Annotated in this window: 27 protein-coding genes and 1 pseudogene; 8 read left to right on the forward strand and 20 right to left on the reverse strand. The window is 52.9% G+C overall.

What is annotated here, in order from left to right; all coding sequences use genetic code 11:
- Positions 1-156: 156 nt before the first annotated feature.
- Together MHI42_RS13620 and MHI42_RS13625 are read left to right on the forward strand one after the other, a co-directional pair.
- The gene (locus MHI42_RS13620; RefSeq protein WP_342424137.1) at positions 157-300 is read left to right on the forward strand and encodes a hypothetical protein; all 144 of its coding nucleotides are present in this window, start codon (positions 157-159) and stop codon (positions 298-300) included.
- Between the two features lie 97 nt (positions 301-397).
- The gene (locus MHI42_RS13625; RefSeq protein WP_342424138.1) at positions 398-1,402 is read left to right on the forward strand and encodes a lipoate--protein ligase; all 1,005 of its coding nucleotides are present in this window, start codon (positions 398-400) and stop codon (positions 1,400-1,402) included.
- A gap of 166 nt (positions 1,403-1,568) precedes the next feature.
- On the opposite strand, the gene MHI42_RS13630 is transcribed toward MHI42_RS13625, so the two are convergent.
- A complete protein-coding gene (locus MHI42_RS13630; protein ID WP_342424139.1) occupies positions 1,569-2,291 on the reverse strand; it encodes a metal-dependent hydrolase in 723 nt (240 codons plus the stop codon).
- Between the two features lie 231 nt (positions 2,292-2,522).
- On the opposite strand from MHI42_RS13630, the gene MHI42_RS13635 reads away from it, so the two are divergent.
- The 3 genes from MHI42_RS13635 (at position 2,523) to MHI42_RS13645 (ending at position 4,830) form a co-directional block, all read left to right on the forward strand.
- Positions 2,523-3,434, forward strand: a complete 912-nt coding sequence (locus MHI42_RS13635; protein ID WP_342424140.1) for a DMT family transporter — start codon at positions 2,523-2,525, stop codon at positions 3,432-3,434.
- 109 nt (positions 3,435-3,543) lie between these two features.
- Positions 3,544-4,347, forward strand: coding sequence for a Cof-type HAD-IIB family hydrolase (locus tag MHI42_RS13640; protein WP_342424141.1), 804 nt, complete (start codon positions 3,544-3,546; stop codon positions 4,345-4,347).
- A gap of 117 nt (positions 4,348-4,464) precedes the next feature.
- Entirely contained in the window at positions 4,465-4,830 is a 366-nt protein-coding gene (locus MHI42_RS13645) for a hypothetical protein (protein ID WP_340988695.1), read from the forward strand.
- 45 nt (positions 4,831-4,875) lie between these two features.
- Here the strand turns inward: MHI42_RS13645 and MHI42_RS13650 are convergent, their stop codons facing one another.
- The 12 genes from MHI42_RS13650 to MHI42_RS13705 form a co-directional block, all read right to left on the reverse strand.
- Entirely contained in the window at positions 4,876-6,711 is a 1,836-nt protein-coding gene (locus MHI42_RS13650) for an ABC transporter ATP-binding protein (protein ID WP_342424142.1), read from the reverse strand.
- A gap of 14 nt (positions 6,712-6,725) precedes the next feature.
- The gene (locus tag MHI42_RS13655) at positions 6,726-7,307 is read right to left on the reverse strand and encodes a GNAT family protein (protein WP_342424143.1); all 582 of its coding nucleotides are present in this window, start codon (positions 7,305-7,307) and stop codon (positions 6,726-6,728) included.
- Between the two features lie 192 nt (positions 7,308-7,499).
- Complete coding sequence (gene tnpB / locus MHI42_RS13660) at positions 7,500-8,579, reverse strand: IS200/IS605 family element RNA-guided endonuclease TnpB (RefSeq protein WP_342424144.1); 1,080 nt, start codon at positions 8,577-8,579, stop codon at positions 7,500-7,502.
- Between the two features lie 866 nt (positions 8,580-9,445).
- Positions 9,446-10,384 carry an IS3 family transposase gene (locus MHI42_RS13665; RefSeq protein WP_342424740.1) on the reverse strand — a complete coding sequence of 313 codons (939 nt, stop codon included), beginning with the start codon at positions 10,382-10,384 and terminating at the stop codon, positions 9,446-9,448.
- Positions 10,366-10,704: a helix-turn-helix domain-containing protein gene (locus tag MHI42_RS13670; RefSeq protein ID WP_039310863.1), complete on the reverse strand. Its 339-nt coding sequence runs from the start codon at positions 10,702-10,704 to the stop codon at positions 10,366-10,368. The genes MHI42_RS13665 and MHI42_RS13670 overlap by 19 nt, the downstream gene beginning before the upstream one ends.
- Positions 10,705-10,987: 283 nt before the next feature.
- Complete coding sequence (locus tag MHI42_RS13675; RefSeq protein WP_342424145.1) at positions 10,988-11,710, reverse strand: 5'-methylthioadenosine/adenosylhomocysteine nucleosidase; 723 nt, start codon at positions 11,708-11,710, stop codon at positions 10,988-10,990.
- 4 nt (positions 11,711-11,714) lie between these two features.
- Entirely contained in the window at positions 11,715-11,852 is a 138-nt protein-coding gene (locus tag MHI42_RS13680; protein ID WP_342424146.1) for a hypothetical protein, read from the reverse strand.
- 11 nt (positions 11,853-11,863) lie between these two features.
- Positions 11,864-12,988, reverse strand: a complete 1,125-nt coding sequence (locus MHI42_RS13685; protein ID WP_342424147.1) for an iron-containing alcohol dehydrogenase family protein — start codon at positions 12,986-12,988, stop codon at positions 11,864-11,866.
- Positions 12,989-13,123: 135 nt separating this feature from the next.
- A complete protein-coding gene (locus tag MHI42_RS13690) occupies positions 13,124-13,783 on the reverse strand; it encodes a methionine ABC transporter permease (protein ID WP_039296489.1) in 660 nt (219 codons plus the stop codon).
- Complete coding sequence (locus MHI42_RS13695) at positions 13,783-14,802, reverse strand: methionine ABC transporter ATP-binding protein (RefSeq protein WP_342424148.1); 1,020 nt, start codon at positions 14,800-14,802, stop codon at positions 13,783-13,785. Before MHI42_RS13695 ends, MHI42_RS13690 begins: the two co-directional genes overlap by 1 nt.
- Positions 14,795-16,009 (reverse strand): aminotransferase class I/II-fold pyridoxal phosphate-dependent enzyme, encoded by a 1,215-nt coding sequence (locus tag MHI42_RS13700; RefSeq protein WP_342424149.1) that lies wholly within the window; start codon positions 16,007-16,009, stop codon positions 14,795-14,797. Before MHI42_RS13700 ends, MHI42_RS13695 begins: the two co-directional genes overlap by 8 nt.
- A gap of 124 nt (positions 16,010-16,133) precedes the next feature.
- Positions 16,134-16,991 (reverse strand): MetQ/NlpA family ABC transporter substrate-binding protein, encoded by an 858-nt coding sequence (locus MHI42_RS13705; protein ID WP_342424150.1) that lies wholly within the window; start codon positions 16,989-16,991, stop codon positions 16,134-16,136.
- A 240-nt stretch (positions 16,992-17,231) separates the two neighbouring features.
- Here MHI42_RS13705 and MHI42_RS13710 point away from each other — a divergent pair, with 240 nt between their 5' ends.
- Positions 17,232-17,687 (forward strand): S-ribosylhomocysteine lyase, encoded by a 456-nt coding sequence (locus MHI42_RS13710; protein ID WP_342424151.1) that lies wholly within the window; start codon positions 17,232-17,234, stop codon positions 17,685-17,687.
- Positions 17,688-17,708: 21 nt separating this feature from the next.
- A complete protein-coding gene (locus MHI42_RS13715) occupies positions 17,709-18,479 on the forward strand; it encodes an SDR family NAD(P)-dependent oxidoreductase (protein ID WP_342424152.1) in 771 nt (256 codons plus the stop codon).
- A gap of 149 nt (positions 18,480-18,628) precedes the next feature.
- On the opposite strand, the pseudogene MHI42_RS13720 reads toward MHI42_RS13715, so the two are convergent.
- From MHI42_RS13720 to MHI42_RS13730, 3 genes and pseudogenes are all read right to left on the reverse strand, one after another.
- Positions 18,629-18,977, reverse strand: a pseudogene (locus MHI42_RS13720) (VOC family protein).
- 91 nt (positions 18,978-19,068) lie between these two features.
- A complete protein-coding gene (locus MHI42_RS13725) occupies positions 19,069-19,284 on the reverse strand; it encodes a hypothetical protein (protein WP_171717851.1) in 216 nt (71 codons plus the stop codon).
- A 6-nt stretch (positions 19,285-19,290) separates the two neighbouring features.
- On the reverse strand, positions 19,291-19,638 hold the full coding sequence (locus tag MHI42_RS13730; protein WP_171717850.1) for a hypothetical protein: 348 nt from the start codon (positions 19,636-19,638) through the stop codon (positions 19,291-19,293).
- Positions 19,639-19,842: 204 nt separating this feature from the next.
- On the opposite strand from MHI42_RS13730, the gene MHI42_RS13735 reads away from it, so the two are divergent.
- On the forward strand, positions 19,843-20,163 hold the full coding sequence (locus MHI42_RS13735; RefSeq protein WP_042134376.1) for a MazG-like protein: 321 nt from the start codon (positions 19,843-19,845) through the stop codon (positions 20,161-20,163).
- 96 nt (positions 20,164-20,259) lie between these two features.
- On the opposite strand, the gene MHI42_RS13740 is transcribed toward MHI42_RS13735, so the two are convergent.
- The 4 genes from MHI42_RS13740 to cysA form a co-directional block, all read right to left on the reverse strand.
- The gene (locus MHI42_RS13740; RefSeq protein WP_342424153.1) at positions 20,260-21,042 is read right to left on the reverse strand and encodes an MBL fold metallo-hydrolase; all 783 of its coding nucleotides are present in this window, start codon (positions 21,040-21,042) and stop codon (positions 20,260-20,262) included.
- A 195-nt stretch (positions 21,043-21,237) separates the two neighbouring features.
- A complete protein-coding gene (locus MHI42_RS13745; protein WP_342424154.1) occupies positions 21,238-21,660 on the reverse strand; it encodes a hypothetical protein in 423 nt (140 codons plus the stop codon).
- 175 nt (positions 21,661-21,835) lie between these two features.
- Positions 21,836-22,903, reverse strand: coding sequence for a sulfate ABC transporter substrate-binding protein (locus MHI42_RS13750; RefSeq protein WP_342424155.1), 1,068 nt, complete (start codon positions 22,901-22,903; stop codon positions 21,836-21,838).
- 39 nt (positions 22,904-22,942) lie between these two features.
- Complete coding sequence (gene cysA / locus MHI42_RS13755; protein ID WP_039296463.1) at positions 22,943-24,007, reverse strand: sulfate ABC transporter ATP-binding protein; 1,065 nt, start codon at positions 24,005-24,007, stop codon at positions 22,943-22,945.
- Between the last annotated feature and the right edge of the window lies 1 nt (position 24,008).

Raw genomic sequence — 24,008 nt, forward strand, 5'->3', positions numbered from 1 at the left:
ATGATCCCGGCAATAATCCAGAACTGTTGTATAAAAGGCAGCATTTCGTCCCCTCCAAGCGGTTTAGCAGGACATTTCCTGTATTTCATACAACAATCTGTTCCGAAACTCAGCAATCCTTCACCCAATTATCGGCCTATTGCCGGAAGTACGTCAATGCCCTCACAGCAGCACACAGATGCCCCCGGCATGATGATCCCAGGCACTTATCAAGCGGAGAAATACCGGGCGAAGCTGATTCTGCCGGGCAGAAGTCCGCTTGCAGCCTCAGTGGAGGGTGAACTGGTGGCCCTTGCGTAACTCCGGCCGGATAAGTTAAACTTTCGATTTTGTGGAAATCTCTCTTTTAGTTTAGAATAAGTACAGCAGTTTACTATGGCCAAGCGGAGGAATCACTATGCTTTTTATCGATAACACCGGCATTACAGACGCATCGGTTAATCTGGCAATTGAGGAATTTGCACTCAAGAACCTGCCGATGGACGAGAGCTATCTGCTTTTTTATATCAACAGCCCGTCCATTATTATCGGCAAACATCAGAACACCATCGAAGAGATCAACCAGGAATATGTGAAGGACAACAATATCCAGGTCGTACGGCGGTTATCCGGCGGCGGCGCGGTCTATCATGATCTGGGCAATCTGAACTTCAGCTTCATTACCAAGGATGACGGTCAGTCTTTCCATAACTTCCTCAAATTCACCCAGCCGGTGATTGATTATCTGCAGTCGATGGGAGTGAATGCCGAGCTGAGCGGACGCAACGATCTTCAGGTCGGAGAGCAGAAAATCTCCGGCAATGCCCAGTTCTCCACACGCGGACGCATGTTCAGCCACGGCACATTGATGTTCGACCTTAATCTGGACGATGTGCAGGCTTCACTGAACGTAAATCCCGAGAAGTTCAAGTCGAAGAGTACTAAGTCCGTACGCAGCCGTGTCGCCAATATCAAAGAGCTGCTGGGCAACCCGGATATGACAATTGAACAGTTCCGCGAAGGCCTGCTGCGTTCCATCTTCGGCATGGAGGCGTCCGAGGTTCCCCAGTACAAGCTGACCATGGACGACTGGGTGCGGATTAATGAAATCTCCAAGGAGCATTACCAGAACTGGGACTGGAACTACGGCCTGTCGCCGAAGAGCAATGTGAAGCACACCCGCAAATTCCCGGCCGGTCTAGTGGATATCCGTATGGACATTGAGGATTCCATCATCCGCGAGATCAAAATCTACGGGGACTTCTTCGGCGTCGGCGATGTGGCGGACGTAGAGAACGCGCTGCGCGGTAAGCGTTATGCGGAAGCCGAGGTCAGAGAGGCGCTGGCTGATCTGGACCTCAAGCATTACTTCGGCCGCATTGAGCCCGAGGAGTTCATCGGTCTGGTATTTCTTGAGGAGTAGGGCTCTGCACCGCAGACACCACTCCGGCAAGCAGGTACTTATACAGTAAAAAGAACCCCGCTATCCTGCCGCATCCTGCGCAGCTGATCGTGGGGTTCTTGTCTTGCCGTCCATCTCTTATCTCGTTGTTCATCTCTTTAGCTGCTGCCCAGCTCTTGCTTGCCCTTTACACCAAAGAAGGCGTAAGCACAAAAACATAGACAACCAGCGCCAGCGTAAGCATTACGCATACCTTCTCTACCGCATTGCCTTTCTTCGTGCCGGTGCTCATCAGCTTCAGCCGCAGCTTGACCGGCAGCGGGGGCAGCGGCGTAATTCCGCGCTGGGTCAGGGAATCGGCCAGCAGATGCAGGCCGTAGGACATACTCCCGGCAATCCAGAGACTGCCGCCGTCATCCATGCCCTTTGATACAAAATACAGCAGCGCCCCCCAGCCGGCCACGGCATACAGCGTATGCGTGATTCCCCGGTGCGGGACAACGGAAGCTACGACCAGCACACAGGCGGCAATATAGTTCCATGGATCATAGGCATCGGCAAAAGCAAACAGCGCCAGCGCAATCAGCAGCATCACCAGATGCCTCAGCCTGCGGCCCGGCAGGAAAGACACACTGCCGACCAGCAGAGCCAGGGCAATATTCCACGGCGGAGCAGCGATTCCGGCAAAATAAAGATAAATAGCTGCCCCGATCAGGGATACCTGCAGGATACGCAGCATAAACTCGGGAACTGCCTTGCGTACCAGCAGTGAATTCGGCTCGTCGATATCGGGCAGCAGCGAGCTGACCACCGCAACGGCGACGGCCGGAAGAGTGATTTCAAGCCCAAGCAAACTCATGGCGGACAAGGTAACCCCGGTGCTGATAACTAAATGGGATTTGCCCATCATGGTGAATCCGCTCCTTCATATGAGAGTATAATGATTCTGGATGCCCGAAATAAGAACAAGTGTGCGGTTATCGAAGTATACCAAGGCTTTCCTTTTTTGTCCAGCGGATAACGGGCTACAGGCCTCCTGCATCCCGTGCGGACACGGCCGCTACGCAGTTTCGGCTTGTCCTGCCCCCTGATTTAGGATACAATTTGGACAACTCATACGGCCCTGAAAGGATGACACTCTGTGAACCGCTCCCGAATCGCCGATCTAAGTCTGCTGCTGGTGGCGATGATGTGGGGATGTACGTTTCTTATTGTGCAATCTGCCGTCCGGGTACTGCCGCCGCTTGCCTTCAACAGCATCCGGTTTACAGGCGCCGCCCTGCTGCTTGCACTAATTACCGCCGTCTTCTACCGTCAGGAATGGAAGAAGCTAAGCTTACGTATGGTTCTGCATGCTCTGCTGCTGGGCCTGCTGCTCTTCCTGGGCTATGGCTTCCAGACCATGGGACTGCTGTATACCACCACCTCCAATACAGGGTTCATTACCGGACTGTCGGTGGTACTTGTACCTTTCCTGTCTCTGGCGCTGCTGAAGCATGCCATATCCCGTTACACCTGGTTCAGTGCCGGCCTCGCAGCGGTTGGCCTGTATCTGCTGACCTTCACCGGCTCTGCGTTCTCCCTTAATAAGGGCGATGGCCTGATCCTGCTCTGCGCTGCCTTCTTTGCGATGCAGATCGTGTATACCGGCATATATGCGCCGCGTTATCCGGCCTTGCCGCTGGCCGCGCTGCAGCTTGCCTTTGTGGGCCTGTTCAGCGTTCTGGCCTCCCTTCTGGTGGATGGCCCCGCACCGCTTATGCACAGCGGGGAGCTGCTCGCGAAGCCGGAAGTGCTCTGGGCCATGCTAATCTCCATCGGCCCGACCAGCGCCTTCGCCTTCTGGATTCAGACCGCCTGCCAGAAATATACCACCCCGTCCCGGGTGGCGATTATTTATGCCACAGAGCCGGTATTCGCTGCAGTAACGGGCCTGCTCTTCGGCGGAGAGACACTCGGCCTGTCCGCTGCGCTAGGCTGCGGATGCATTCTTGCCGCCATGCTGATGGCGGAGCTGAGTCCTGATCCGGCGCGGACGCAGGCGGAGGGCTAGCAGCATTTTATAGTTACATGCTTCAGACAAAAAGTCGTGCTTCCGTTCCCATCTTATAGAAGATTCCGCGGAAAGCCGGACTAAACCAACCTTTTAGGAGAGAACCCAAATGTACAAATTGATTGCGATCGATATTGACGACACCCTGATTAATGACGACAAGGAAGTTACCCCTGCCACTCAAACCGCGCTGGAACAGGCTGTTGCCGGAGGCGTTGTGGTTACCCTCGCTACCGGACGCGCTTATGCTTCCGCCCAGGCGATTGCCCGCCAGACCGGACTGAATGTGCCGATCATCACTTATCAGGGAGCACTCGTGAAGAATCTGCTGGACGAAGAAGTGCTCTATGAGCGTTATGTCCCGCAGGATGCGGTGCGCAAGCTGTTCCAGTATTGTGTGGAGCATGACCTGCATCTGCAGACTTACATTGACGACAAGCTGTATGCCCGTGAGGAGAACCAGAAGCTGATCGATTATGCTGCCTTGAACAAAACCCAGTACTACATCGAGCCTAATTGGGAAGAGAAGCTGGTCCCGCAAAAAACACCTAAAATGCTCATCATCGATGATCCGGCCTTCCTGGATGAGCTGTCCCCGATCCTGCGCAACCTGCTCGGTGATTCGGTTCACATCACGAAGTCCAAGCCGCATTTCCTGGAAATCATGCACCACGAAGGCACCAAAGGTCTGGCGCTTGAATTCCTCGCTAAGCATTTCGGCTGCGAGCTGTCCGAGACCATCGCTGTCGGCGATTCCTGGAACGATCACGAGATGCTCGAAGCCGCCGGCCTCGGTGTCGCTATGGCGAATGCCATTCCTGCCCTGAAGGAAATTGCCGATTTCGTTACCCTCAGCAACAATGAGGATGGTGTGAAATTCGCCATCGATAAGTTCATTCTCGGTGCAGAATAACAGACATACCTCCCTGAGCGGATATCTTATATGACAAAGGTGGCTTACCGCCGGTTCAGTTTATTGAACCGCTGTAAGCCACCTTTTATATAATTCAATAAGAAAGGAAGGTCATCCATGGAAGAAGTATCTGCTGCGGACCAGCTCGAATCCATTAAATCCTGGCAATCGACCATCAAAAAACTTGAAAATGCCTTTGCGCAAATGACTCAAAAGGGCACAAACATTACGCTGGTAAAGAAACGGCTCAATGCTTCACACATCGGCTTAGCGGTTCTGGAGAACGTCTGGAATCAACAACCTCATCAGTACTCCCATGAAGATATAGCAGAAGCCCGCAAAGTTCTGATTGAAATAACCCCATCTGTTGAGCATAGTTACGCTAAATCCAAGGCCGGCAGTCCACAACAAACTCTTTTAGAAAGAAGACTCCAAGCCTTGAAGCTGGCTGTTCAAGCGATTGACGCTCTCTCTGCCAAGTAGCGCGTAGCGCATGCTGAAAGCCAAGAACATAGCTGAAGAAGACTATTATAACGTACCTGCTGCAGCTGTCTCCTGCTTGAGGGGGGCCGTTCCGCCGCTGCTCAAGCTCTCACCGCCCAAAGAAGAATATTGCCCTTCCTCCACAGCCTCCTGCTCCAGCTGGGAATTATACAGCTCGAAGTACCGTCCCTCTGCCGCCAGCAGCTCCTCATGTCCGCCCCGCTCCACAATCTCCCCGTTCTCCATCACCAGAATAATATCGGCATTCTGGATGGTTGAGAGGCGGTGGGCGATGACCAGCGTTGTTTTATCCTTCATCAGCTTGCGGATCGCCTGCTGGACCATTTTCTCCGACTCATTGTCGAGTGCCGCCGTAGCTTCATCCAGCAGCAGAATCGGCGCGTTCTTCAGCATCGCTCTGGCAATGGAGAGACGCTGTCTCTGCCCTCCGGACAATCTCGAACCATGCTCACCAATATCGGTGTGGATGCCTTCCGGCAGCTCCATCACGAAATCATAAGCGTTCGCCTGCCGCAGCGCTTCTATAATCTCTTCTTCCGTAGCGCCCGGTCTGCCGTTACCGATATTGTCACGGATGCTTCCGGTATACAGACCCGACTCCTGAGGCACATAGGCGAAATAACTTCTCAGCTGCTCAAGCGGCATCCCGGCAATCGCCTGATTATTAATTGAAATCTCACCTGCATCCGGTTTGTAGAAACCGAGCAGCAGCTTGAACAGTGTGGATTTACCGCCGCCGCTCGGACCCACCACGGCCATCTGCTTTCCGCGCGTTAACTCCAGATTAACCTTGCTTAGACTCTGCTTCTCACTCTCCGGATATCCGAACGACAGGTCTGCGAGCTGTAGCACATTGAAATCAGGCTGCTGCATCTGCTGTTCAGGCAATACCTCAACCTCGGGAGCAGCATCCATCACTTCAAAAATCCGCTCCGCCGCACCCAGCGACTGCTGCATGGAAGCGACCAGGCCCGGCAGTACCGAGAACGGCCCCACCAGATAGTTCATCAATTGGATGAAGGCAATCATCGCCCCGACCTCAAGTGATCCTTTGGCCACAAACCACCCGGCAATGACCAGCGCGAGCAGGAAGGTAAGGTTGCCCAGCACAGAGGAGATCGCCCCCGTTGCTCCTTCGATTCTCGCCTTCTTCTTCTCCCCGGACGCAATGCTCTCACTATATTCTATATACTGCTTCTGCAGCCTGCGCTCAATCGAGAACGCTTTGAACACCATGCTGCTGCCCAGGATATCATTCAGAAAAGCTGTCGTTCTGCTCATATTCTCCTGTACCCGCACGCTGTTGGCACGCATGGCGTTGCCGAATATTTTGCCGGTGAGGAACAGCAGCGGTCCTACCGACAGACAGATCAGCGCAAGCAGCCAGTTGATATAGATCAGATAAGCGAAGGAGGCCACCGCCAGCAGCGGATTGCGCAGCAGATCCATCATGACATGTCCGCAGGCTTCGCCGACCGACTGATTGTCGTTCGTAAACCGGGACAACAGATCGCCTGAATGATTGCGGTCAAAATAAGACTGCGGCAAAGCCAGGGTATGCCCCATCATGTCCTGGCGCAATTCATTTCTGATTTTGGCCGATATATTGGTTTTGAGATACACACTTAGAAAAGTGTTGATTCCGGCGACCGTCAAGAATATAACTCCGAACCAGGCAAGGCCTGTAAAAGCCTCTACGTCCAGACGGACCGCCGCATCCGTAATCCGGGACAGGAACCAGGCCATCGTCAGATCAAGGACAATACTAAATAGGGTAACTAGCAGTAATATGCTATAAATCAGCTTATGTCTGAGCATGTATGTACTTAATCTGGCAAAAGCACCTTTCTTCTTCTTCACATCATCATCTCCCTTTAGAATTCAACACCCCGCACCTTAGCGTACACTTTGCTGTCATGGAGTTCCCCGTCCGCCTCGCGTGTGCTCCGGCGCAAAATGCCGTCCAGCGTGAACCCGGCACGCTCGGCAACAGCAGCGCTTCGCTTATTCCGCCCGCTGCAGCGGATTTCAATCCGCTCCGCCCCAAGCTCTCTAATGGCAAAATCCGTAATTCCATGCACCGCTTCCGTAATATATCCGTTGCCTGCGCATGAGCTTCTGATCCAATATCCCGTCTCGAAACGGCGGCAATCCCAGTCGATATGATGCAGGCCGATGTTGCCTATGTATGTGCCGTCCGCCTTGCTGTAGATCTGCATATTCAGTGTCGAGCGTTTCAGATACGCTACCCGCGACTCCCGGACATATACCTCGGTCTCTTCCACCGCCGGCATGCTCTGGGCAAAAGGCATCCACGGCTTCAGCTCGTTCAGGCTCTCTCCGATCGCCTTATTCATTTCCGTCCCGTCTCCCGGCCGCGCAGCCCGGACGAGCAGGCGCTCCGTTTCAAAGCTCTCCGGAATATCCAGCAGAATTGGAAGCAAATTCTCACTCATACCAAATTCATCCTCCACGGTAATCGAATATCGTTATATTATAGTTCGTCCTCCTTTTCTTGGAAATAATGAAAAATACACATTAGTTGCGTGAACTACACACCACCTATGAGGTGGGTGCTTCTTGGTCAATAGAGCTAACGCTCCAAGTTTACCCAAGCTTGCTGGCTCGTCCCTAGCCCATTGTGCCATTTACATGGCTAGTTTCAGAAGATTGGCAGCCGCATTCCGATCTCGATCGTGCTCCTTATGGCACTCTGGACAAGACCATTCCCGTACAGCCAAATTCTTGACTTCTGCGTTTTTGTAGCCACAATAGGAACAGAGCTGACTGCTTGCATAGTTTGGAGGGGCAATGATCAACTGCCTATCATACCATTCCGCTTTGTAGGTCAGCAGTTCTCGGAAGAACCTCCAGGAGACTTCGGATATGGCCTTCGCTAACTTATGATTCTGCAGCATGTTCTTTACACGCAAGTCCTCCATCACGATTACTTGGTTTTCGTGGATCATTCGGGTGGACGTTTTGTGCAAGAAGTCTTTCCGCTGGTTTGCTATTTTTTCATGCAGCTTCGCCAATCGGAGTTTAGCCTTGGTTCGGTTGTAGCTTCCTTTTTTCTTTCGGGATACGCTTTTTTGCAGCATTATTAATCGTTGTTCCGATTTCCGCAGATGTTTCGGATTCGCAATCACTTCACCCTCTGAGGTCACCGCAAAGCTTTTCAGTCCTAAATCGACGCCAATTTTCTGGGCTGCTATAGGCAATGGCGTGTTTTCTGTTTCAACTCGGATGGACGCAAAGTATTTGCCGGATGGTGTTTTAGAGATAGTACAGGATTTGACCCGTCCTGAGAAAGGGCGGTGTATCCGGATTCGGATTCTGCTCTTTAGCTTGGGGATTTTAAGCATACCGCCTTCAATTGCTATCGTTCCTTTTTGATTGTTTGTTGTAAAGCGGTCTGTATGTGTTTTCTTGCTTTTGAATCGGGGGAAGCCCATAGTCTTCTTCTGAAAAAATTGTTTGTACGCTTGGTCCAGATGGAGCTGGGCATTGGCCAGGGCCAGGCTGTCGATTTCTCGGAGCCACGGGAATTCTTTCTTGTAACCCGCAGGTGTTGTATGGAGCATCGTCGCTGTGATGTGGTAATGTTTGATCTTATCCGATAACATTTTATTGTAGATAAAACGGACGGCCCCGAATACGTTACCCAAATAGTGCTGCTGCTCACGGTTAGGATAGATACGGTATGTATACGCTTTATAGATAAGCAAACGATGCACCCCATTTCCAAACATTCACAAAACAATTATAGCACATACGTTCTTATGATAGGCAACTTTTTTCCATATGCAAAGAAAGGCCGTAGTCATTCATCCCACCACTTTAGAAGTCAGGGAATTCTGACTACCTATTCTTAAATTTGGAAGGCGGGCTCATCGTTTATTTACTTTCCGCGCTTCGATGCCTTTAGTTTACAGAGCTTGCGGGAAAGCGCCCAGCGGCGGCAGGCGGATTCGCGGGTCGGTCTTGGGGCTGAAAAATGTAACTATTACACAGCAAAAAACCGCCTTCAAAGTCACGAACAAAGCTCTTCAGCAGCTCCGTTCAGTACTCACAGGCGGTTCCGGGTAGATTGAACTTGAAATGATTCCAATGGGGATGTTGTTCATAACTGCGGTGAATATTTGGACTTCAGCCGCTGTTGTCAGTAGATTTCTTGATTGTTACCGCTTTTAGCGGTAGAAATCCGGTGACAAAGGCGGTCGCTGGCGCTCCTACAGTTCCAAAATCCCCCTCCGTTATTCTCATCTGTTATTGTCTTCTTCAGTTCAATTTATAGAAGTTTAATATATTCAACTATAAAGGCTGATCTTGAAATACTTACGCATACTTAGCTTTCCTCAGAGATTGTTGCACGAAATACAACAATTCCTTCCTAATAGGGAGCGTAATCCAAAATTGTTGTATAAAAGGCATCATTTCCGCTCATCCAAACGGTTTAAAGGGACAATTATTGTATTTCATACAACAATCTGTCCAATCATGTTGGTTTCTGGGGAGCCAAGTTGTAATACCGGTTCGGCCCCCTAATTATGGAGACATTCTGCTAAAAACTCGTGTTTTCGCAGGATATTGTTTACAGCTTTATTTCTATCGGTTTTAGCTTGCCCGCTTTCCATGCGGCGTGGTATTGCTTGGGGCTCATGCGCTGCAAACTGCCATGAAAACGGCGCTCGTTGTAAAAGTTAATATAGACTGCGACCGCTTCATAGGCTTCTTCAAACGTTTCAAAGTACCTTTTCGTATACAAATCTCTCTCCAAAATGCTGTGAAACGACTCAATGTAGGCGTTCATATTCGGCGTCTTTGGAGGAATACGCTCATGCTCCAGAGGACGCTGCGTTTCCGCACACAGCTCGCCAAAGGCAGCGCTTAGGAATTGCGGCCCATTATCGGAACGGATAACCGGTGAGGGGTCTCCAGGCTGTAAACGTCGGCCCAGAGCCTCTCTCAATGTGGCACAGACTTGCTTCGCCGTACAACTCGCTCCAACGTGGTAACCAACGATACAGCGATCAAACACATCAATCATATCAAACATAAAAAAGAAGCGGTCGTATCCATCAATGTATCCATATTTAATGTCAATTTGCCAAAGTTGGTTGGGGCGTGTGACCACTCGATTCCGCGCCAGCTGCCGAGGGTATTTTACGTTCCTCACCGGTTTCTTCTGAAGCAGCCCGAGCTTCTTGCACAGCCGGTATGCCTTCTTGTGGTTGAGGATTAAGCCCTGCTGGACCGATAGGGCGTACGCCAAATTCCGGTAGCCATAGCCGTTCTCCTCGCCCTCTACCAGCTCACTCAGCCACTCTTCGATCTGTAGGTCACTCACCCGCAGACCGCCAGTAGTAAGGGAGTAGGCGGGGATCGGACGCCCCGAAGTCACTACCGCATCAGGGGCACTCAGAAGCCCCAGGAAACGTTTTTTATGCGCATAGTAGGTTGAGGGTTGAACCTCCACGATACGTAGAACAAGTGTAGCCGAATACCCCCGCTTTATCGCTTCGTCGGCCAGTTCGAGTTTGTCTTGTAAGCGGGGTTGGCTTTTTTTAAGAGTTCACGCAGCAGTTCGATCTCCAGATCCTTTTCACCCAATAGCTTAATGGCCGTCTCCATCTTCGTCTCCAAGTCTTGGACACGCTCCGCATCTTCAATCCGTTCTTGGACGGACGGCGTAGCCTCTTCTCCAAATCGTTCCTTGTAGAACTTCACCCAATTGGCAATGGTGCTGGGAGAGACGGAATACTTTCGGGCCAGGAAGGAAACCTTGGTTCCATTGATCGCTTCTTGGGCTACCTTAATCCTCTGTTCGTCGTATAACTTGTTGCTTCTCATCGGCTCCACTCCCTCTTCTTAGTGTACCTCTTACATGTCAAGGTCTCCACTTTGATTAGGGGGCTTAAAAGATACGTACAACAATTGCTAGTGTTGACCGGTTACTTGTTTTGGTTTTGATCAATAGTGCGGTTTATAGTATTTGTTCTTCTCAGTAAATTGGCCGATAGTAGTTGCTCAGGCCAGTTGCTCACTGTTAATGGTCTGTCCACTTAGTATTTAGTCACTTAGTATTTAGTCACTTAGTATTCAGTCACCTAGTATTCAGTCACCTATCAGGCACTCATTTAGCGCCACGAGTCTCCGCCGCTGTATACAGCGCCAGAATCTCCGTAACGATCTCCGCCGAGTTGGTGGCGGCGAGCTCCAGATGCGACTTGAATAATCCGGCTGCTTCTGATCCGGCAATGTCGGAGATCGCCCGGACAGCAAGGAACGGCACACCGAATTGGTAGGCGGTTTGCGCAATCGCCGCACCTTCCATATCTGTAGCCTTAGCCGCAGGGAAGCGGCTGAGGATCTCATCGGCCCGCTCCGGCCGGCTGATGAACGAATCCGCCGTAGTAATCAGTCCGGTGACGACTGCCTCCGCCCTGGAAGTGCGGGCAATCACCTGCTTCGCCGCAGCCAGCAGATCGCCCGCGACCGGATAACGGTCCGGCATCTGCGGCACCTGCCCATAGGCATAGCTGAATGCTGTTGCGTCCACATCGCTGTAGATCAGTTCCTCGGCGATGACCACATCGCCAACCCTAAGCTCCGGAGCCAAGCCACCGGCAGCGCCGGTATTAATGATGAGCTCACAGTGGAACCGCTCCAGCAGCAGCGTTGTAGTTACTGCCGCATTCACTTTGCCGATGCCGGACTGCAGCAGAACCACATCCAGCCCGTTCAGCCTGCCGGAATGAAGTCTTCCCACGCCTGCCTTCAGGCTGCGCACATCCGTCATCCGTGACAGCAAGAGCGCCACTTCCTCTTCCATTGCGCCGATAATCGCAATACTCATGATGTTACAGCCCCCTGACCATGATGTTCTGTTGACGCACACCGGACTCCGTCCGCCCTCTTTGATTGCTATCGTCCGTGTCCACTTTCCAGCCAGCATCGTCCACATGCCCTACTCCTGCAGCATCGTTTGTCTGTGCCACTTCCCCGGTATCTAATGCCCGCCCTGGCCTCCGGCGGAATCCCGGCGCCAGCTGCCGACGAACCGCTCCAGCTCAGCGGCCGCATCCGCAATCCGCGCGGCAGTAATCACGCCGTGCATCCTGTGAATGGAGGCCTCCGGCACCGCCGCCCGTTCTCCCAGCTCCAGCAGATCGCCCGGAGTCAGGAAGTCCAGCCCCATATCCGCCAGACTGGCTGGCAGGCCGATCTGCCGGTAGAACGGAAGCAGTTCTTCTATCTCCGCGAAGTTCTCTTCCAGCGCAAGCTGAACCAGCACACCGTAAGCCACCTTGCTGCCATGCAGCAGGCTGTGGGCCTCCGGTATGGCCGTAAGCGCATCATGGACGGAGTGCGCACCGGCGGTGCGGCCGTAATCTTCACCGAAGCCGCCGACCAGTCCGCCCACCATGATGATCGTTTCTACCGTCCGGGTCAACGCATCATCCAGCACTCCCGCCGAGACAGCCGCAAGCGCCGCTGCACTGTACTCCAGCAGGTGATCACGGCATTTACGCGCCGTGAACCAGGCCAGCTCCACTTCAACCGGAGGCGCAGGCAGATGACGGATGATGGCATCAGCCTCATACCATTTGGCCAGCGTATCGCCAATGCCGGCTGCCAGCAGCTCCGGAGGTGAAGCGGCGATCACTGCCGGATCAAGCAGCACCAGCGCGTTGCTGCGCGGAAACACATCGAAGCGGATGTAAGCGCCCTTACTGTCGTACATCACGCTCAGCGAGGACCAGGCGGCGCAGGTAGCAGCCAGCGTCGGCAGAATAACCGCCGGCAGATTCAGCTTGGCTGCAGCAGATTTCACCACATCCGTGATCTTTCCGCCGCCTACGGCAATAATCGCCTGCAGCTGATGCTCTGCCGCATAACCGGCTATGGCATCACGCTCCCCGTAGGTGCATTCTCCGCCGTAGACATGATAATGGATCTCCGTTCCGTCAAGCTGCGGCCAATACCGCCCGGCCGCCGCCCAGGACTTCACACCGCGCACCACCAGTACCCGCTCAATTCCCCGTCTGCGCAGATGCTCCTCCAGGTCATTCCAGCTGCCCTCCCGGCAGACGAATTCCTGCGGTGCCGCGCGCACAATAAGACGTTCCGCCATAATGGTCCCTCCTTAAAAGTTGTGTAAGCCTACGCTTCTTGTATCACCTTCATACAAAACTTGCTTCGGAAGCATCCGCTTAAGTTTTGTAAGCCTACGCTCAGCCTAACAACCGCCTCAGCCTCAGCCTCATTCCTAGTCCCGCCGCGCCTTACGAGCCAAACGGTTCCCCGCAGACTGAATACCCTGAACGAAGATAATAAGAATGGCTACGGTAACGATCATGACGAAGGTGTCGAACCGCTGGTAGCCATACGAGATCGCCAGATCACCGATCCCGCCGCCCCCGACCGTTCCCGCCATTGCTGTGGCCCCGACGAGTCCGATCATCGCCGTGGTCATCGTCAGGATTAGCGACCCGAACGCCTCCGGCAGCAGGAAATGCCAGATCACCTGAAACGTAGTCGCTCCCATCGCTTCCGCAGCCTCCAGAATCCCCGGGCTAACCTCAAGCAGAGAGTTCTCGACCAGGCGTCCAATATAAGGCGCTATGTATACAACAAGCGGTACAATCGCGGCGCTGGTACCAATCGAGGTGTGCACAAGCAGCCGCGTGAAGGGAATAATGGCTACGAGCAGAATGATGAATGGCAGCGAACGGACAATATTAATGATCGGATTAAGCACCGAATAGATAATTCTGTTAGGCAGAACACCGCCCGGACGTGTAATAACAAGGATGATGCCGATAGGAATCCCCAGCAGCGCTCCAAAAAACAACGAAACCCCAACCATAACCACCGTTTCCCGCAGTGCCTGAAACAGCTGCTCCGAGGTAATCACTGTATCCAGCATTAAACCTCCACCTCCTGAATGTCCACACCCTGGCTGACGATAAAAGCCGCCGCCTGATCGATCACTGTATGCTCGCCGTTCAGCTGCAGAATCATTGTCCCCAGCGTTGTCTGCTGGATTTCCGTCATGTTGGCGAACAGAATATTCGCATTGACTTCGAATCTGCGGATCAGGCTGTTGATAATCGGCTCCGAGGCTGTGCCTCCAACGAACTTCAGCCGGAACAGCCGCCGCCCCGGTTCGGCCTTCAGCGTGTTCAGCACACTTTGCGGCACACTGTTATGAATAACCGTCTGCACGAAGCTCTGCGTAGTGGGGTGATGCGGACTGCCGAACACATCCAGCACCTTGCCCTGCTCGATGATCTCCCCCTGCTCCATCACGGCAACCTTGTTGCAGATCTGCTGTATGACAGCCATTTCATGCGTAATGATCATGATGGTGATGTTGTACTCTTTATTTATTTTTTTGAGCAGCTCCAGAATGGATTTGGTCGTCTGCGGATCAAGCGCCGAGGTCGCTTCATCACATAGCAGGATCGACGGGTTAGTAGCCAGTGCCCGGGCAATGCCCACCCGCTGCTTCTGGCCGCCGGACAGCTCCTTGGGATAACTCTTCGCCTTATCCTCCAGCCCGGTGAATTTCAGCAGCTCGGTGACCCGGTCCTGAATCTCCTTCTTGCTGCGCTTCAGCAGCACCAGCGGAATCGCGATATTGTCGAATACGGTCTTGGATTCCAGCAGGTTGAAATGCTGAAAGATCATGCCGATCTTCTTCTTGGCCGCGCGCAGCTGCGCCGGATTGTACTCCGCCAGCGGCTCACCTTCCACGAGCACCTCTCCGCTTGTCGGCCGCTCCAGATAGTTGACCAGCCGGATCAGGGTGCTTTTGCCTGCTCCGCTGTAGCCGATGACGCCGTAAATATCACCCTTGTCCACATGCAGGCTTACCCCGCGCAAAGCTTCAATGGATTGGCCCTTCCGTTCAAACGTCTTATAAATATCTCTTAGCTCAATCATGCTGAGCTGCCCCCCTCAGGTCCGTGACCACCGTCTGCTTGAAAATACCTGCCGCGTCTATCCGGTCTACCGCTTCGTTAAGCCTGTCCTCGCTGTTCACCAGGCTAAGCCGCACATACTGCCGTCCTTGTTCTCCGAAGCCTTCCCCCTGCGCCACAGCCACCTGCGCTTCATCCAGCAGCCGCTGGGCGAAGGTTTCCGCTGTATAGCCTGAAGGCACTTTGAACCACGCGAAGAAGGTACCCTGCGGAGCCGGAACCTCCCAGCCGATGCCCCGAAGTCTCTCTACCAGCACATCGCGCCGCCGCTGATACAGGCTTCCCAGCTGCCTCACCGCATCCTGCGGTCCGAGCAGAGCCGCCGCTGCCGCATCCTGCACTGCACCGAACACGGTGCTGTACGCCTGCGTATGATAATGCTTCAAGGCAGCAATGATCGAAGCGTTGCCGGCGGCGAAGCCGAACCTCCAGCCTGCCATGTTGTAGGTTTTGGACACAGTATAGGTTTCAATTCCATAGGCTTTGCCGTCCGCATGCTGAAGCAGGCTAAGCGGCTTGTGGCCGTCGAAGCCGAACGCGCCATAGGCAAAATCATTCAGCACCGGGAACTTATAGCGGGCGGCAAGCTCCAGCGTCCGTTCCCAGAATTCCCCCGTAGCCACCGCCCCGGTCGGATTATTGGGATAGTTCAGCATCAGCAGCTTCACCTGCCGGAGGATCTCTTCAGGAACACGCCCGTAATCCGGCAGGTAGCCGTCCTCTTCATAGACAGGAAGGGTATGAACCCGGGCTCCCGCCAGCTGGGCAGCGGCATGATAGGCCGGATAAGCCGGATCGGCGGTAAGCATCAGATCCCCCGGATTCAGCAGACTCTGCGGAATGCCGACCACCCCAATGCCCGAGCCAGTGAACACAGCGATCTCATGCTCCGGGTCAAGCTCAACGCCATACTCCCTTTTATAGAAGACGGCGATGGCTTCAAGTGTGCTTTTTTTACCGTAAAACGGCGGGTAGCCCTGATTCTCCGGTTTGTCGATTGCCGCTTTCAGGGCATCAATTATAGGCTGCGGCGTGGGCTGATCCGGGTTGCCGCTGGCCAGATCGATCACTTCTATCCCTTTGCTGCGGTAATCGGCGATTCTGGCTTTCAGCGCGTTGAAGTAATTCCCGGACAACTCTTTTACAACATTAGCGGGTTCAAAATCCATATCACTTACACCTCTTCACAAGATCTCTGAGACTTCAAGCTTCAGGCTGGAATATACAAAGGCGATCTGCCACTTCTCCCAGACAGGGAAATGACAGACCACCAGGCAGCGCTATAATGGTTTGTTATTTTGTAAAGTAGTCCGGCAGCTTGTAGCCTTCATAATCCGGATTCGACGTGATGTACTCCTGGAACTCAGCAGAATGGTAGCCTTCGATGATATCTTTTACAAATTGGGCATCCTTGTTCTTGCTGTCGACCGCCACGATATTCGTGAACGGGTCCGTCATGTTCTCCAGCTGCAATGCCGTGGTCAGCTTAATATTGTTCGATACGGCGAAGTTCCCCTGAATAGCAGCGTAATCCACATCCTCCAGTGCGCGCGGGCCCTGGGCCGGCTCAGTAGCGATGAACTTCAGATTGTGGGGATTGGATGTAATATCAGCCAGCGAAGTCTGCAGCGGATCAATATCCTCCTTCAGTGTAATCCAGCCCACATCCTTCAGGACGTTAAGCGCACGGAGCATATTCACCGGTTCGTTCGGCAGGTTGACCTGATCGCCGTCGCTGACTTCATCCAGGCTGGTGTGTTTTTTGGAATAGAGGCCCATCGGCGGAGTAGGCACCTTCACCACACCTACCAGGTCGATTTTCTCACGCTCATTGATAGATTCGAGGTACAGGGAATGCTGGAAGACATTAGCGTCAATCTCGTCATTCGCTACAGCCACATTGGGCTGGATACCATCGGTGAATTCTTTATAAGTTATGGTGTAGCCCTTGCTCTCCAGGTAGGGTGCAACACCGTTCTTGAACTGGTCACTGTAGGGTCCGGGATTGAAGCTGATGCGCAGTGTCTTCTTCTCTTGTCCGGAGGAATTACTGCCTGATCCGGCAGCATCACTGTTATTACCGCAGCCTGCGATAACCAAAGTGGTGGCAATGACTAACAGCGCGGAATGAATCCATTTTTTCTTCAACATGTAATTTCTCCCCCAATGTATATATTTCTGTAGAAACCCAAGCCAGACGATCCGGCAACAACAACCGACAATTAAACCTAGTAAAATCATCAGAATTAAGTTGATTCATATGTTACAATGCATTAATATTCATGTCAACACATTTTAATTAAGATGATTGGATTAATCGGCTTTGTCTATTTACATCTTTTATACGTTGTGATAGTTTGATATGAAAAGCTTGAAAGGAAGAGGAATAACATGGCGAAGGTTGAAAGTTTCCAATTGGATCATACGAAGGTAAAGGCCCCTTATGTGCGGGTTGCAGGTACGGAGAAGAATGAGAAAGGCAGCACCATCCAGAAATATGATTTGCGCTTCCTGCAGCCGAATGCGGATGCATTGCCTACTGCCGCTGTCCACACCCTGGAGCATTTGCTGGCCACTTATTTGCGTGATGAGCTGGAGGGCATTATTGATATCTCGCCGATGGGCTGCCGGACCGGCTTCTACCTGATTATCTGGGATGAGCATAACCCTACCGATGTCGCTGCCGCGCTGACCAAGGTTCTGCATAAAGTACTGGATACAGAGGTTGTTCCTGCGGTCTCTGCACTGGAATGCGGCAACTATAGAGACCATTCCCTATTCAGCGCCCAAGAGTACGCCAGACAGGTCCTGGATGCCGGAATCAGCGATGATCCCTTCAGAAGCTAGAATGAGAGGAAGCCTGCTGCCATGCTAAACATCGATTTTACTGGAAAAACGCTGGTAGTCACCGGGGGGCTGACCGGAATCGGCAAAGGCATTGCCGATTTATTCCTGCAGGCTGGCGCGAATGTCGTGATTGGCGATATCGCCTGTAAGCCTGGCGTGGAACAGATCCATGAGCGGCTGGTGCAGATCCGCATCGATGTCACGTCAAGTGAGGATGCCGCGCGGCTGGTTGAACGTGCGGTGGATTCTTTTGGCCGGATCGACTTTCTGGTGAACAACAGCGGAACCTCGACGATGGACTTTGCCGTTGACATCAAGGAGGAAGACTGGGATAAGGTAATGGATATCAACGCCAAGGGCGTATATCTGGTCTCCCAGGCCGGGGCGCGCCAGATGCTCCGCCAAGGCGGAGGCGGCCGGATCATCAATATTGCCTCACAGGCGGGCAAGAACGGCTACCGCTGCATGGGCAATTATGTAGCCTCCAAGCATGCGGTCCTTGGTTTCACCAAGGTCATGGCGCTGGAGCTGGCCCGGGAGCAGATTCTCGTGAACGCGGTCTGCCCGGGGATCGTCGAGACGGACATGAAGAAGCGCGAGCGTGTGGAAGGTGCTGCCCTGCGCGGAATGACACCGGAGGACATTCTCGCCGAGGACCGCTCGCAGGTCCCGCTCGGCCGGACGGCTGAGCCGGAGGATGTAGCGAACGTAGTACTGTTCCTCGCCAGCCCGCTGGCCTCCTACATGACCGGCCAGGCGATCAATGTCACCGGCGGCATGACGATGAACTAACGCAATAAAGGGACTTCACCAGCGGCAAGCGCCGCCGGATGAAGTCCCTTTTTTAAAGAACATTTTATATATGTTTCGGGGTCCCCGCAAAATACCTGAGTAAACATCGAAGCCAAGGCCCCACTTTGTGTGGTTTTTGTGGGGTTATTTTATTTCTCCCAAAGCTCAATCAGCCGGCCGTCAGGATCTTTAATCCACACAAACTTGCCGTATTCGCTGCTCTCTTGTTCCTTGGCAAGCGGTACGCCTATTGTTTCGAAGTGCTGAATAGTCTCGTTTAGGTCATACACCTGGAAATTCAGCATCACTTGTTGGTCGGTTGGAAAATAACTGTCATCCTCCGCAAAGAAAGAAAAGATCGTCTCATTCCCGGATTGGGGCTTAATCACAGTCCCATTCCAGTTGTCGATTTCAAGCTTCAATACTTCACTGTACCATTTTTTCACAGCCTCAAGATTTATTAGTTCTCCAGAATATTCCTCCGAAACCTTTTATCATCGCATCCGACTCCTCTCCATCATCACATTGTCAGCTAGCCGATTACGTTAGATATTCGAGTTCTGAAGCGGAGTTCCTTCTGACCTAAGCTTTAAATAAAGTCTATCTGAATTTGCGGAGGCTGCGTAAGAATGAACGTTGAAGTTCGCCGCGAATGCTTCCGTCCGCCGACCACCACCTCATTTTCATCATACCCGTTCACACGCCCTCCGCCTGTCATCTTCCCCTCTGTTATCACCAGAACATAGCTGCCGAAAAAAATAGCATTATCCAGGTCAACATCATGCTGCAGCGTTCTTATGTTCATCCGCGTTCACTCCAGATCCGCTGTTAACCGCACGATCGTTTCATTCTCCAGACAGAACTGATAGGTTCCGATAATTTCTTTGCCTGGAAAATCGCCCTTAAATAACACACGCATATCTATCACATTATGTTTGGAAGTGTAGCTGATCATCTCTGTGCGGGTGTTCATTTTAACGAAATAAGTCACGAAGTAGTCCTCAATTTCCGCTCTGCTGGTGAGATCACTCCCGATGGACTCTTCCTTAATGACCGCACGATCCGAGAAGGTATTCATATAGGCCTCGACGTCGTGTGCATTGGAAGCATCCATATAATCAATAATAACCTGTGGTATTGATGGTTCATTTTGACTCATCAGTATACTCACTCCTGTCGTCATCTGCGCTGCCAGCCCGGCTACCGGCCAAGCTCACAAGTCCACTATACGCCCTGTAACAGGACTACATTATGTCATATTAGGCAGGAGTCATATTCTAATATGACATAATGCCGTCTAATTAGGAGTGCTATATTGGGCAGACGAAATACTAACTTGCCATAAGGGAGAAGTGGAATAGATATGAATATTAACGAGGCGGCATTACGTTCCGCTCAAATCAGACAGCTCTATCATCAATTGGAACGGCAGCATCATGATAAGGAGTGGACAGTCGAAGAGGATGCACTGGCCTTCCTGACAGATGCCGGATTGGTGGGCCGTCTGACCATGTCACAGCAGGGGCGCTGGCTGGCTCAAGGAGATACTGCAGCTGAACTGGAGCATAAGCTTGGCGAATGTGCGTGGTGGCTGATGGTTTTGGCTGAACGGATGAATATTGACTTCGCTGCAGCGCTGGATACCTTCTTATCCAAAACAGAGAAGCTGCTTGGGCAAGAATAATTAGGTTGTATGTAAAGAAGCTCCGGGGTAACCGGAGCTTCTTTGTTTGTATATACGCGGATCGTTCATGCTGAAGTCACCCGCTGATCCGGCGCTTCAAGACTCCTCACGATACAGCGGAACCCTCATCCCGGTAACGGCAAGGGTGACCTTCTCCGGCAGAATATAATCCTTCTCCAGATTCACATCATGGGACATATGCGTATATACCGCGCGGCGCGGCTGCACAATTTCAAGCAGGTCTGCCGCCTCCGTCATGTCATATACAGAACGGGTGGACAATTCTGCCGCCTCGTAATAAAAGCTGGTTCCCAGCACCAATAAGTCTGCTCCGTGCATATGCTTCGTTTCCTCCGGTGTGAGGGAGATGGAGTCCGGGCAATAAATCCAGACATAGCCGTTCTTCTCCAGCCGGAAGGCGTAGGAGTAGCCGTTCTTACCGTGGTTGACCCGCCAAGTGCTAATCTGCCAGCCGTCCAGTGTAATGCCGTCATCGCAGGGAATCATGTCAATATGCGCGCTTAGCCACGGGTATTGGCGCAGGATCACGGGGATCACCTCCGCCGGAGCGTAGAGCTCCCCCCTGAAGCCCATCCAGCGGCAGCTGTCCGCCCATTCCGGCAATCCGCCGATATGGTCAAAGTGCGCATGCGTCACCAGCAACCGCTGCATGCTGCGGTGCCCCAGCAGCTCCATCTGCTTGCGCCAGTCCGGTCCGCAGTCGATCGTCAGAAAGCCGCTGCCGTTATCTATAAAGACAGAAGAACGCAGCCGGTTATTGCGGCCGCTCGTTCTTGCTTCCGTGCAGGTTTCACAGTCGCAATAGACCCGGGGTACGCCCATGGCATCCCCTGTTCCCCCAAAAATCAATGAATCCATAAGCCCGCCCTCCTTCATTGTGCAATATTTCAGAGTGTCTCAATCTGTATATTATAAAACAGCAGCCGTCCCTTTGCATCCTGCATTCCGAATCCCGCGCTCCCCACCCGCAACACTGAGACTAGCACGAACACGAGCACAAACAAACTCATCCTAACGGGTGAATCAAGCCGGGGCTTATGCAGCCTGTGCAGCTTATGTAGATTTAAGGCCACTCACTTTCGGCGGATTCAGCGGTACTTTGCTCCTCATTTCCTCATACCGTCCACTTCCAGCGGAATCAGAGGGATTTATCCCTTTAATTTCCCCATACCGTCCACTTCCAGCGGAATCAGAGGGATTTATCCCTTTAATTTCCCCATACCGTCCACTTCCAGCGGAATCAGAGGGATTTATCCCTTTAATTTCCTCATACCGCCCACTTCCAGCGGAATCAGAGGGATTTATCCCTTTAATTTCCTCATACTGTCCACTTCCAGCGGAATCAGAGGGATTTATCCCTTTAATTTCCCCATACCGTCCACTTCCAGCGGAATCAGAGGGATTTATCCCTTTAATTTCCCCATACCGTCCACTTCCAGCGGAATCAGAGGGATTTATCCCTTTAATTTCCCACACCGCCCACTTTCAGCGGAATCAGCGGGATTCCTATACAAAATCAAAGAGCCGTCCGGCAGCATCCGCCGCAGAACAGCTCTCCTAATCGCCCGCATCTCACCGCAAGCAGGAATCACGAATCATTCGATTCCCATAAGCAACCATCTGTCATACCGTATCCGCCCGAACTTCCCAACTAAATCCCGGCCAGCACCTGATACCAGATTCCACGCTTGGAATAGAGGGTCGTACGGACTTCTTCCCAGCCGCCAAGGTAGCCGATATCGAACAGTCCCGCTGGAACCGGATACTGGCTCTCATGCTCCGCGTAGACCTGCTCGTTCACCGGACGGAAGCCGAATTTGGCGAAGACCTCCTGCGCCTCCGGTGTGGTCAGATAATCCACCAGCGCCTCTGACGCCTCGCGGGTGCCATGCTCATCCGCATATTTGTCCACTACCGCAGCAGGGTTCTCTATCAGGATTGTATTCTGCGGGATGATCACCTCATACTTCACCCCTTGGGCTATCCGCGCCAGCAGCTCATTCTCATAAGTGACGATTACATCGCCTACCCCGTATTCGAAGGCCGCCATCGAAGCGCGTCCGCTTTTATCCAGAGACTCCACGTTGGCGTGTATGCTCTCCAGAAAAGCTTTCGCGGCAGCAGGGTCTTTCGCCCCCTCCTGCTCCTCAGACAGCTTCAGACCCGCCCCATAGATCGCATTGATGTCCCACTGCGCACCGCCGGAGGTCTTCGGATTCGGATAGAGCACCTTCACACCCGGCTTCGCCAGATCGGCAAAATCATGAATGCCCTTGGGGTTGCCTTCCCGTGTACCCAAGGCCACAACCGAACGCGTGACCATTCCGGCCTCACCGCGTTCCTTCCAGCTCTTGTCCACTAGGCCCGCTTTGACCAGCTTCTCAACATCGCCTTCCATCGCCAGCAGAGTGACATCCGCCTCGAAGCCGCCGGCAATCGCCCGCGCCTGGGTTCCGGAAGCCTCATAGGATTCCTGGAATACGATTTTTTGGCCGGTCTTGGCCTGCCATTCCTCTGCGAACAAGGGCAGAATTTCGCCCATCGCATCCTTCGCTACACTGTAAGCCCCGACTACCAGGGTCAAGTCCCCCTGCTGCGCCGCAGCAGCTGTTGAACCTTCCTGCTCATTTCCGCAGCCGGCGGCGGTCAAAGTGAGCACCGCCAGCATTACGACAGCCAGCCATCCGTGCAGTTGTCTGCTCCTTCTGAAAAGCCTCATACCGGCGACACATCCTACATCTTATATTTTTAAATATTTCTAGATAAATACAGGCATCGGATCTTCCTTCAGCCCATTCTCCTGAATCCAGCTGTGTTCATCATTGAACAGGTATGCGCGGTGCACAAGCACGGAAATTTCCTGACCCGGAGTCAGCGTCTCCTTCTCCAACGAACGATAGGTTACCAGCTTATGTCCGTTCACCTCAACCTCCACCAGCCATTCGCTGCCGCGGAAATGCAGATGCTTCACGATGCCCTGCTCGGTGGCCGAAGCCATTTTGAATTCATGCAGGTGGCCCACCTCGATATACTCGGGACGGATCAGCGCCTTGGTCGGCTTGCCGCCGCCTGCCCCTTTGAAGCCCTTCAGCTCGGAGGCACTCTCAATCAGCGTCGATTCCCCGATAAAGGTCGCCACGAACGGTGTCTTCGGCTCCTTGTAGATATCCCACGGCGTACCCTTTTGCTCCAGGCGGCCCTGGTTGATGATCATAATCTCATCCGCCACCTCAATCGCTTCATCCTGGTCATGGGTAACGAAGATCGAGGTTATGCCGACACGCTCAATCAGCTCCCGCAGCCAGGAACGCAGCTCTTGGCGGATCTTGGCATCAATCGCCGCGAACGGCTCATCCAGCAGCAGCAGCTGCGGCTCAGGGGCAAGCGCCCGGGCAAAAGCCACACGCTGGCGCTGTCCGCCGGACAGCTGATGCGGATACCGCTTCTCGAAGCCCTTCAGCCCGGTAAGCTCCACCAGCTCAGCCACGCGGTCACGGATGGCATTTTTCGAACTCTTTTTCACCTTCAGCCCAAAGGCAATATTCTCAAACACCGTCATGTGCTTGAACAGTGCATAGTTCTGGAACACGAAGCCGATCTCACGCTCCTGGGGCGGCAAGTTATTCACAGTCTTGCCATGGAAAATAATCTCCCCGCTGTCAGGTGTCTCCAGTCCCGCCAGCATGCGCAGGATGGAGGTTTTGCCGCCTCCGCTTGGGCCGAGCAGCCCGATCAGATGGCCTTTGGTAATCCCGAAATTGACGTCCTTCACGGCGTGGAAATCTCCAAAATGCTTATTAAGTCCCCGGACCTCTACATGCATA

It is taken from the genome of Paenibacillus sp. FSL E2-0178, from assembly GCF_038593005.1.
GTDB classification, from domain to species: domain Bacteria; phylum Bacillota; class Bacilli; order Paenibacillales; family Paenibacillaceae; genus Paenibacillus_AQ; species Paenibacillus_AQ phytohabitans.

Coding starts and splice junctions, on each gene's coding strand:
- MHI42_RS13620 (WP_342424137.1), top strand. CDS start 157: ATGCCCTCACAGCAGCACACAGATGCCCCCGGCATGATGATCCCAGGC.
- MHI42_RS13625 (WP_342424138.1), top strand. CDS start 398: ATGCTTTTTATCGATAACACCGGCATTACAGACGCATCGGTTAATCTG.
- MHI42_RS13630 (WP_342424139.1), bottom strand. CDS start 2,291: ATGATGGGCAAATCCCATTTAGTTATCAGCACCGGGGTTACCTTGTCC.
- MHI42_RS13640 (WP_342424141.1), top strand. CDS start 3,544: ATGTACAAATTGATTGCGATCGATATTGACGACACCCTGATTAATGAC.
- MHI42_RS13645 (WP_340988695.1), top strand. CDS start 4,465: ATGGAAGAAGTATCTGCTGCGGACCAGCTCGAATCCATTAAATCCTGG.
- MHI42_RS13655 (WP_342424143.1), bottom strand. CDS start 7,307: ATGAGTGAGAATTTGCTTCCAATTCTGCTGGATATTCCGGAGAGCTTT.
- MHI42_RS13670 (WP_039310863.1), bottom strand. CDS start 10,704: ATGAGAAGCAACAAGTTATACGACGAACAGAGGATTAAGGTAGCCCAA.
- MHI42_RS13675 (WP_342424145.1), bottom strand. CDS start 11,710: ATGAGTATTGCGATTATCGGCGCAATGGAAGAGGAAGTGGCGCTCTTG.
- MHI42_RS13685 (WP_342424147.1), bottom strand. CDS start 12,988: ATGGCGGAACGTCTTATTGTGCGCGCGGCACCGCAGGAATTCGTCTGC.
- MHI42_RS13690 (WP_039296489.1), bottom strand. CDS start 13,783: ATGCTGGATACAGTGATTACCTCGGAGCAGCTGTTTCAGGCACTGCGG.
- MHI42_RS13695 (WP_342424148.1), bottom strand. CDS start 14,802: ATGATTGAGCTAAGAGATATTTATAAGACGTTTGAACGGAAGGGCCAA.
- MHI42_RS13700 (WP_342424149.1), bottom strand. CDS start 16,009: ATGGATTTTGAACCCGCTAATGTTGTAAAAGAGTTGTCCGGGAATTAC.
- MHI42_RS13705 (WP_342424150.1), bottom strand. CDS start 16,991: ATGTTGAAGAAAAAATGGATTCATTCCGCGCTGTTAGTCATTGCCACC.
- MHI42_RS13710 (WP_342424151.1), top strand. CDS start 17,232: ATGGCGAAGGTTGAAAGTTTCCAATTGGATCATACGAAGGTAAAGGCC.
- MHI42_RS13715 (WP_342424152.1), top strand. CDS start 17,709: ATGCTAAACATCGATTTTACTGGAAAAACGCTGGTAGTCACCGGGGGG.
- MHI42_RS13725 (WP_171717851.1), bottom strand. CDS start 19,284: ATGAACATAAGAACGCTGCAGCATGATGTTGACCTGGATAATGCTATT.
- MHI42_RS13730 (WP_171717850.1), bottom strand. CDS start 19,638: ATGAGTCAAAATGAACCATCAATACCACAGGTTATTATTGATTATATG.
- MHI42_RS13735 (WP_042134376.1), top strand. CDS start 19,843: ATGAATATTAACGAGGCGGCATTACGTTCCGCTCAAATCAGACAGCTC.
- MHI42_RS13740 (WP_342424153.1), bottom strand. CDS start 21,042: ATGGATTCATTGATTTTTGGGGGAACAGGGGATGCCATGGGCGTACCC.
- MHI42_RS13750 (WP_342424155.1), bottom strand. CDS start 22,903: ATGAGGCTTTTCAGAAGGAGCAGACAACTGCACGGATGGCTGGCTGTC.
- cysA (WP_039296463.1), bottom strand. CDS start 24,007: ATGCATGTAGAGGTCCGGGGACTTAATAAGCATTTTGGAGATTTCCAC.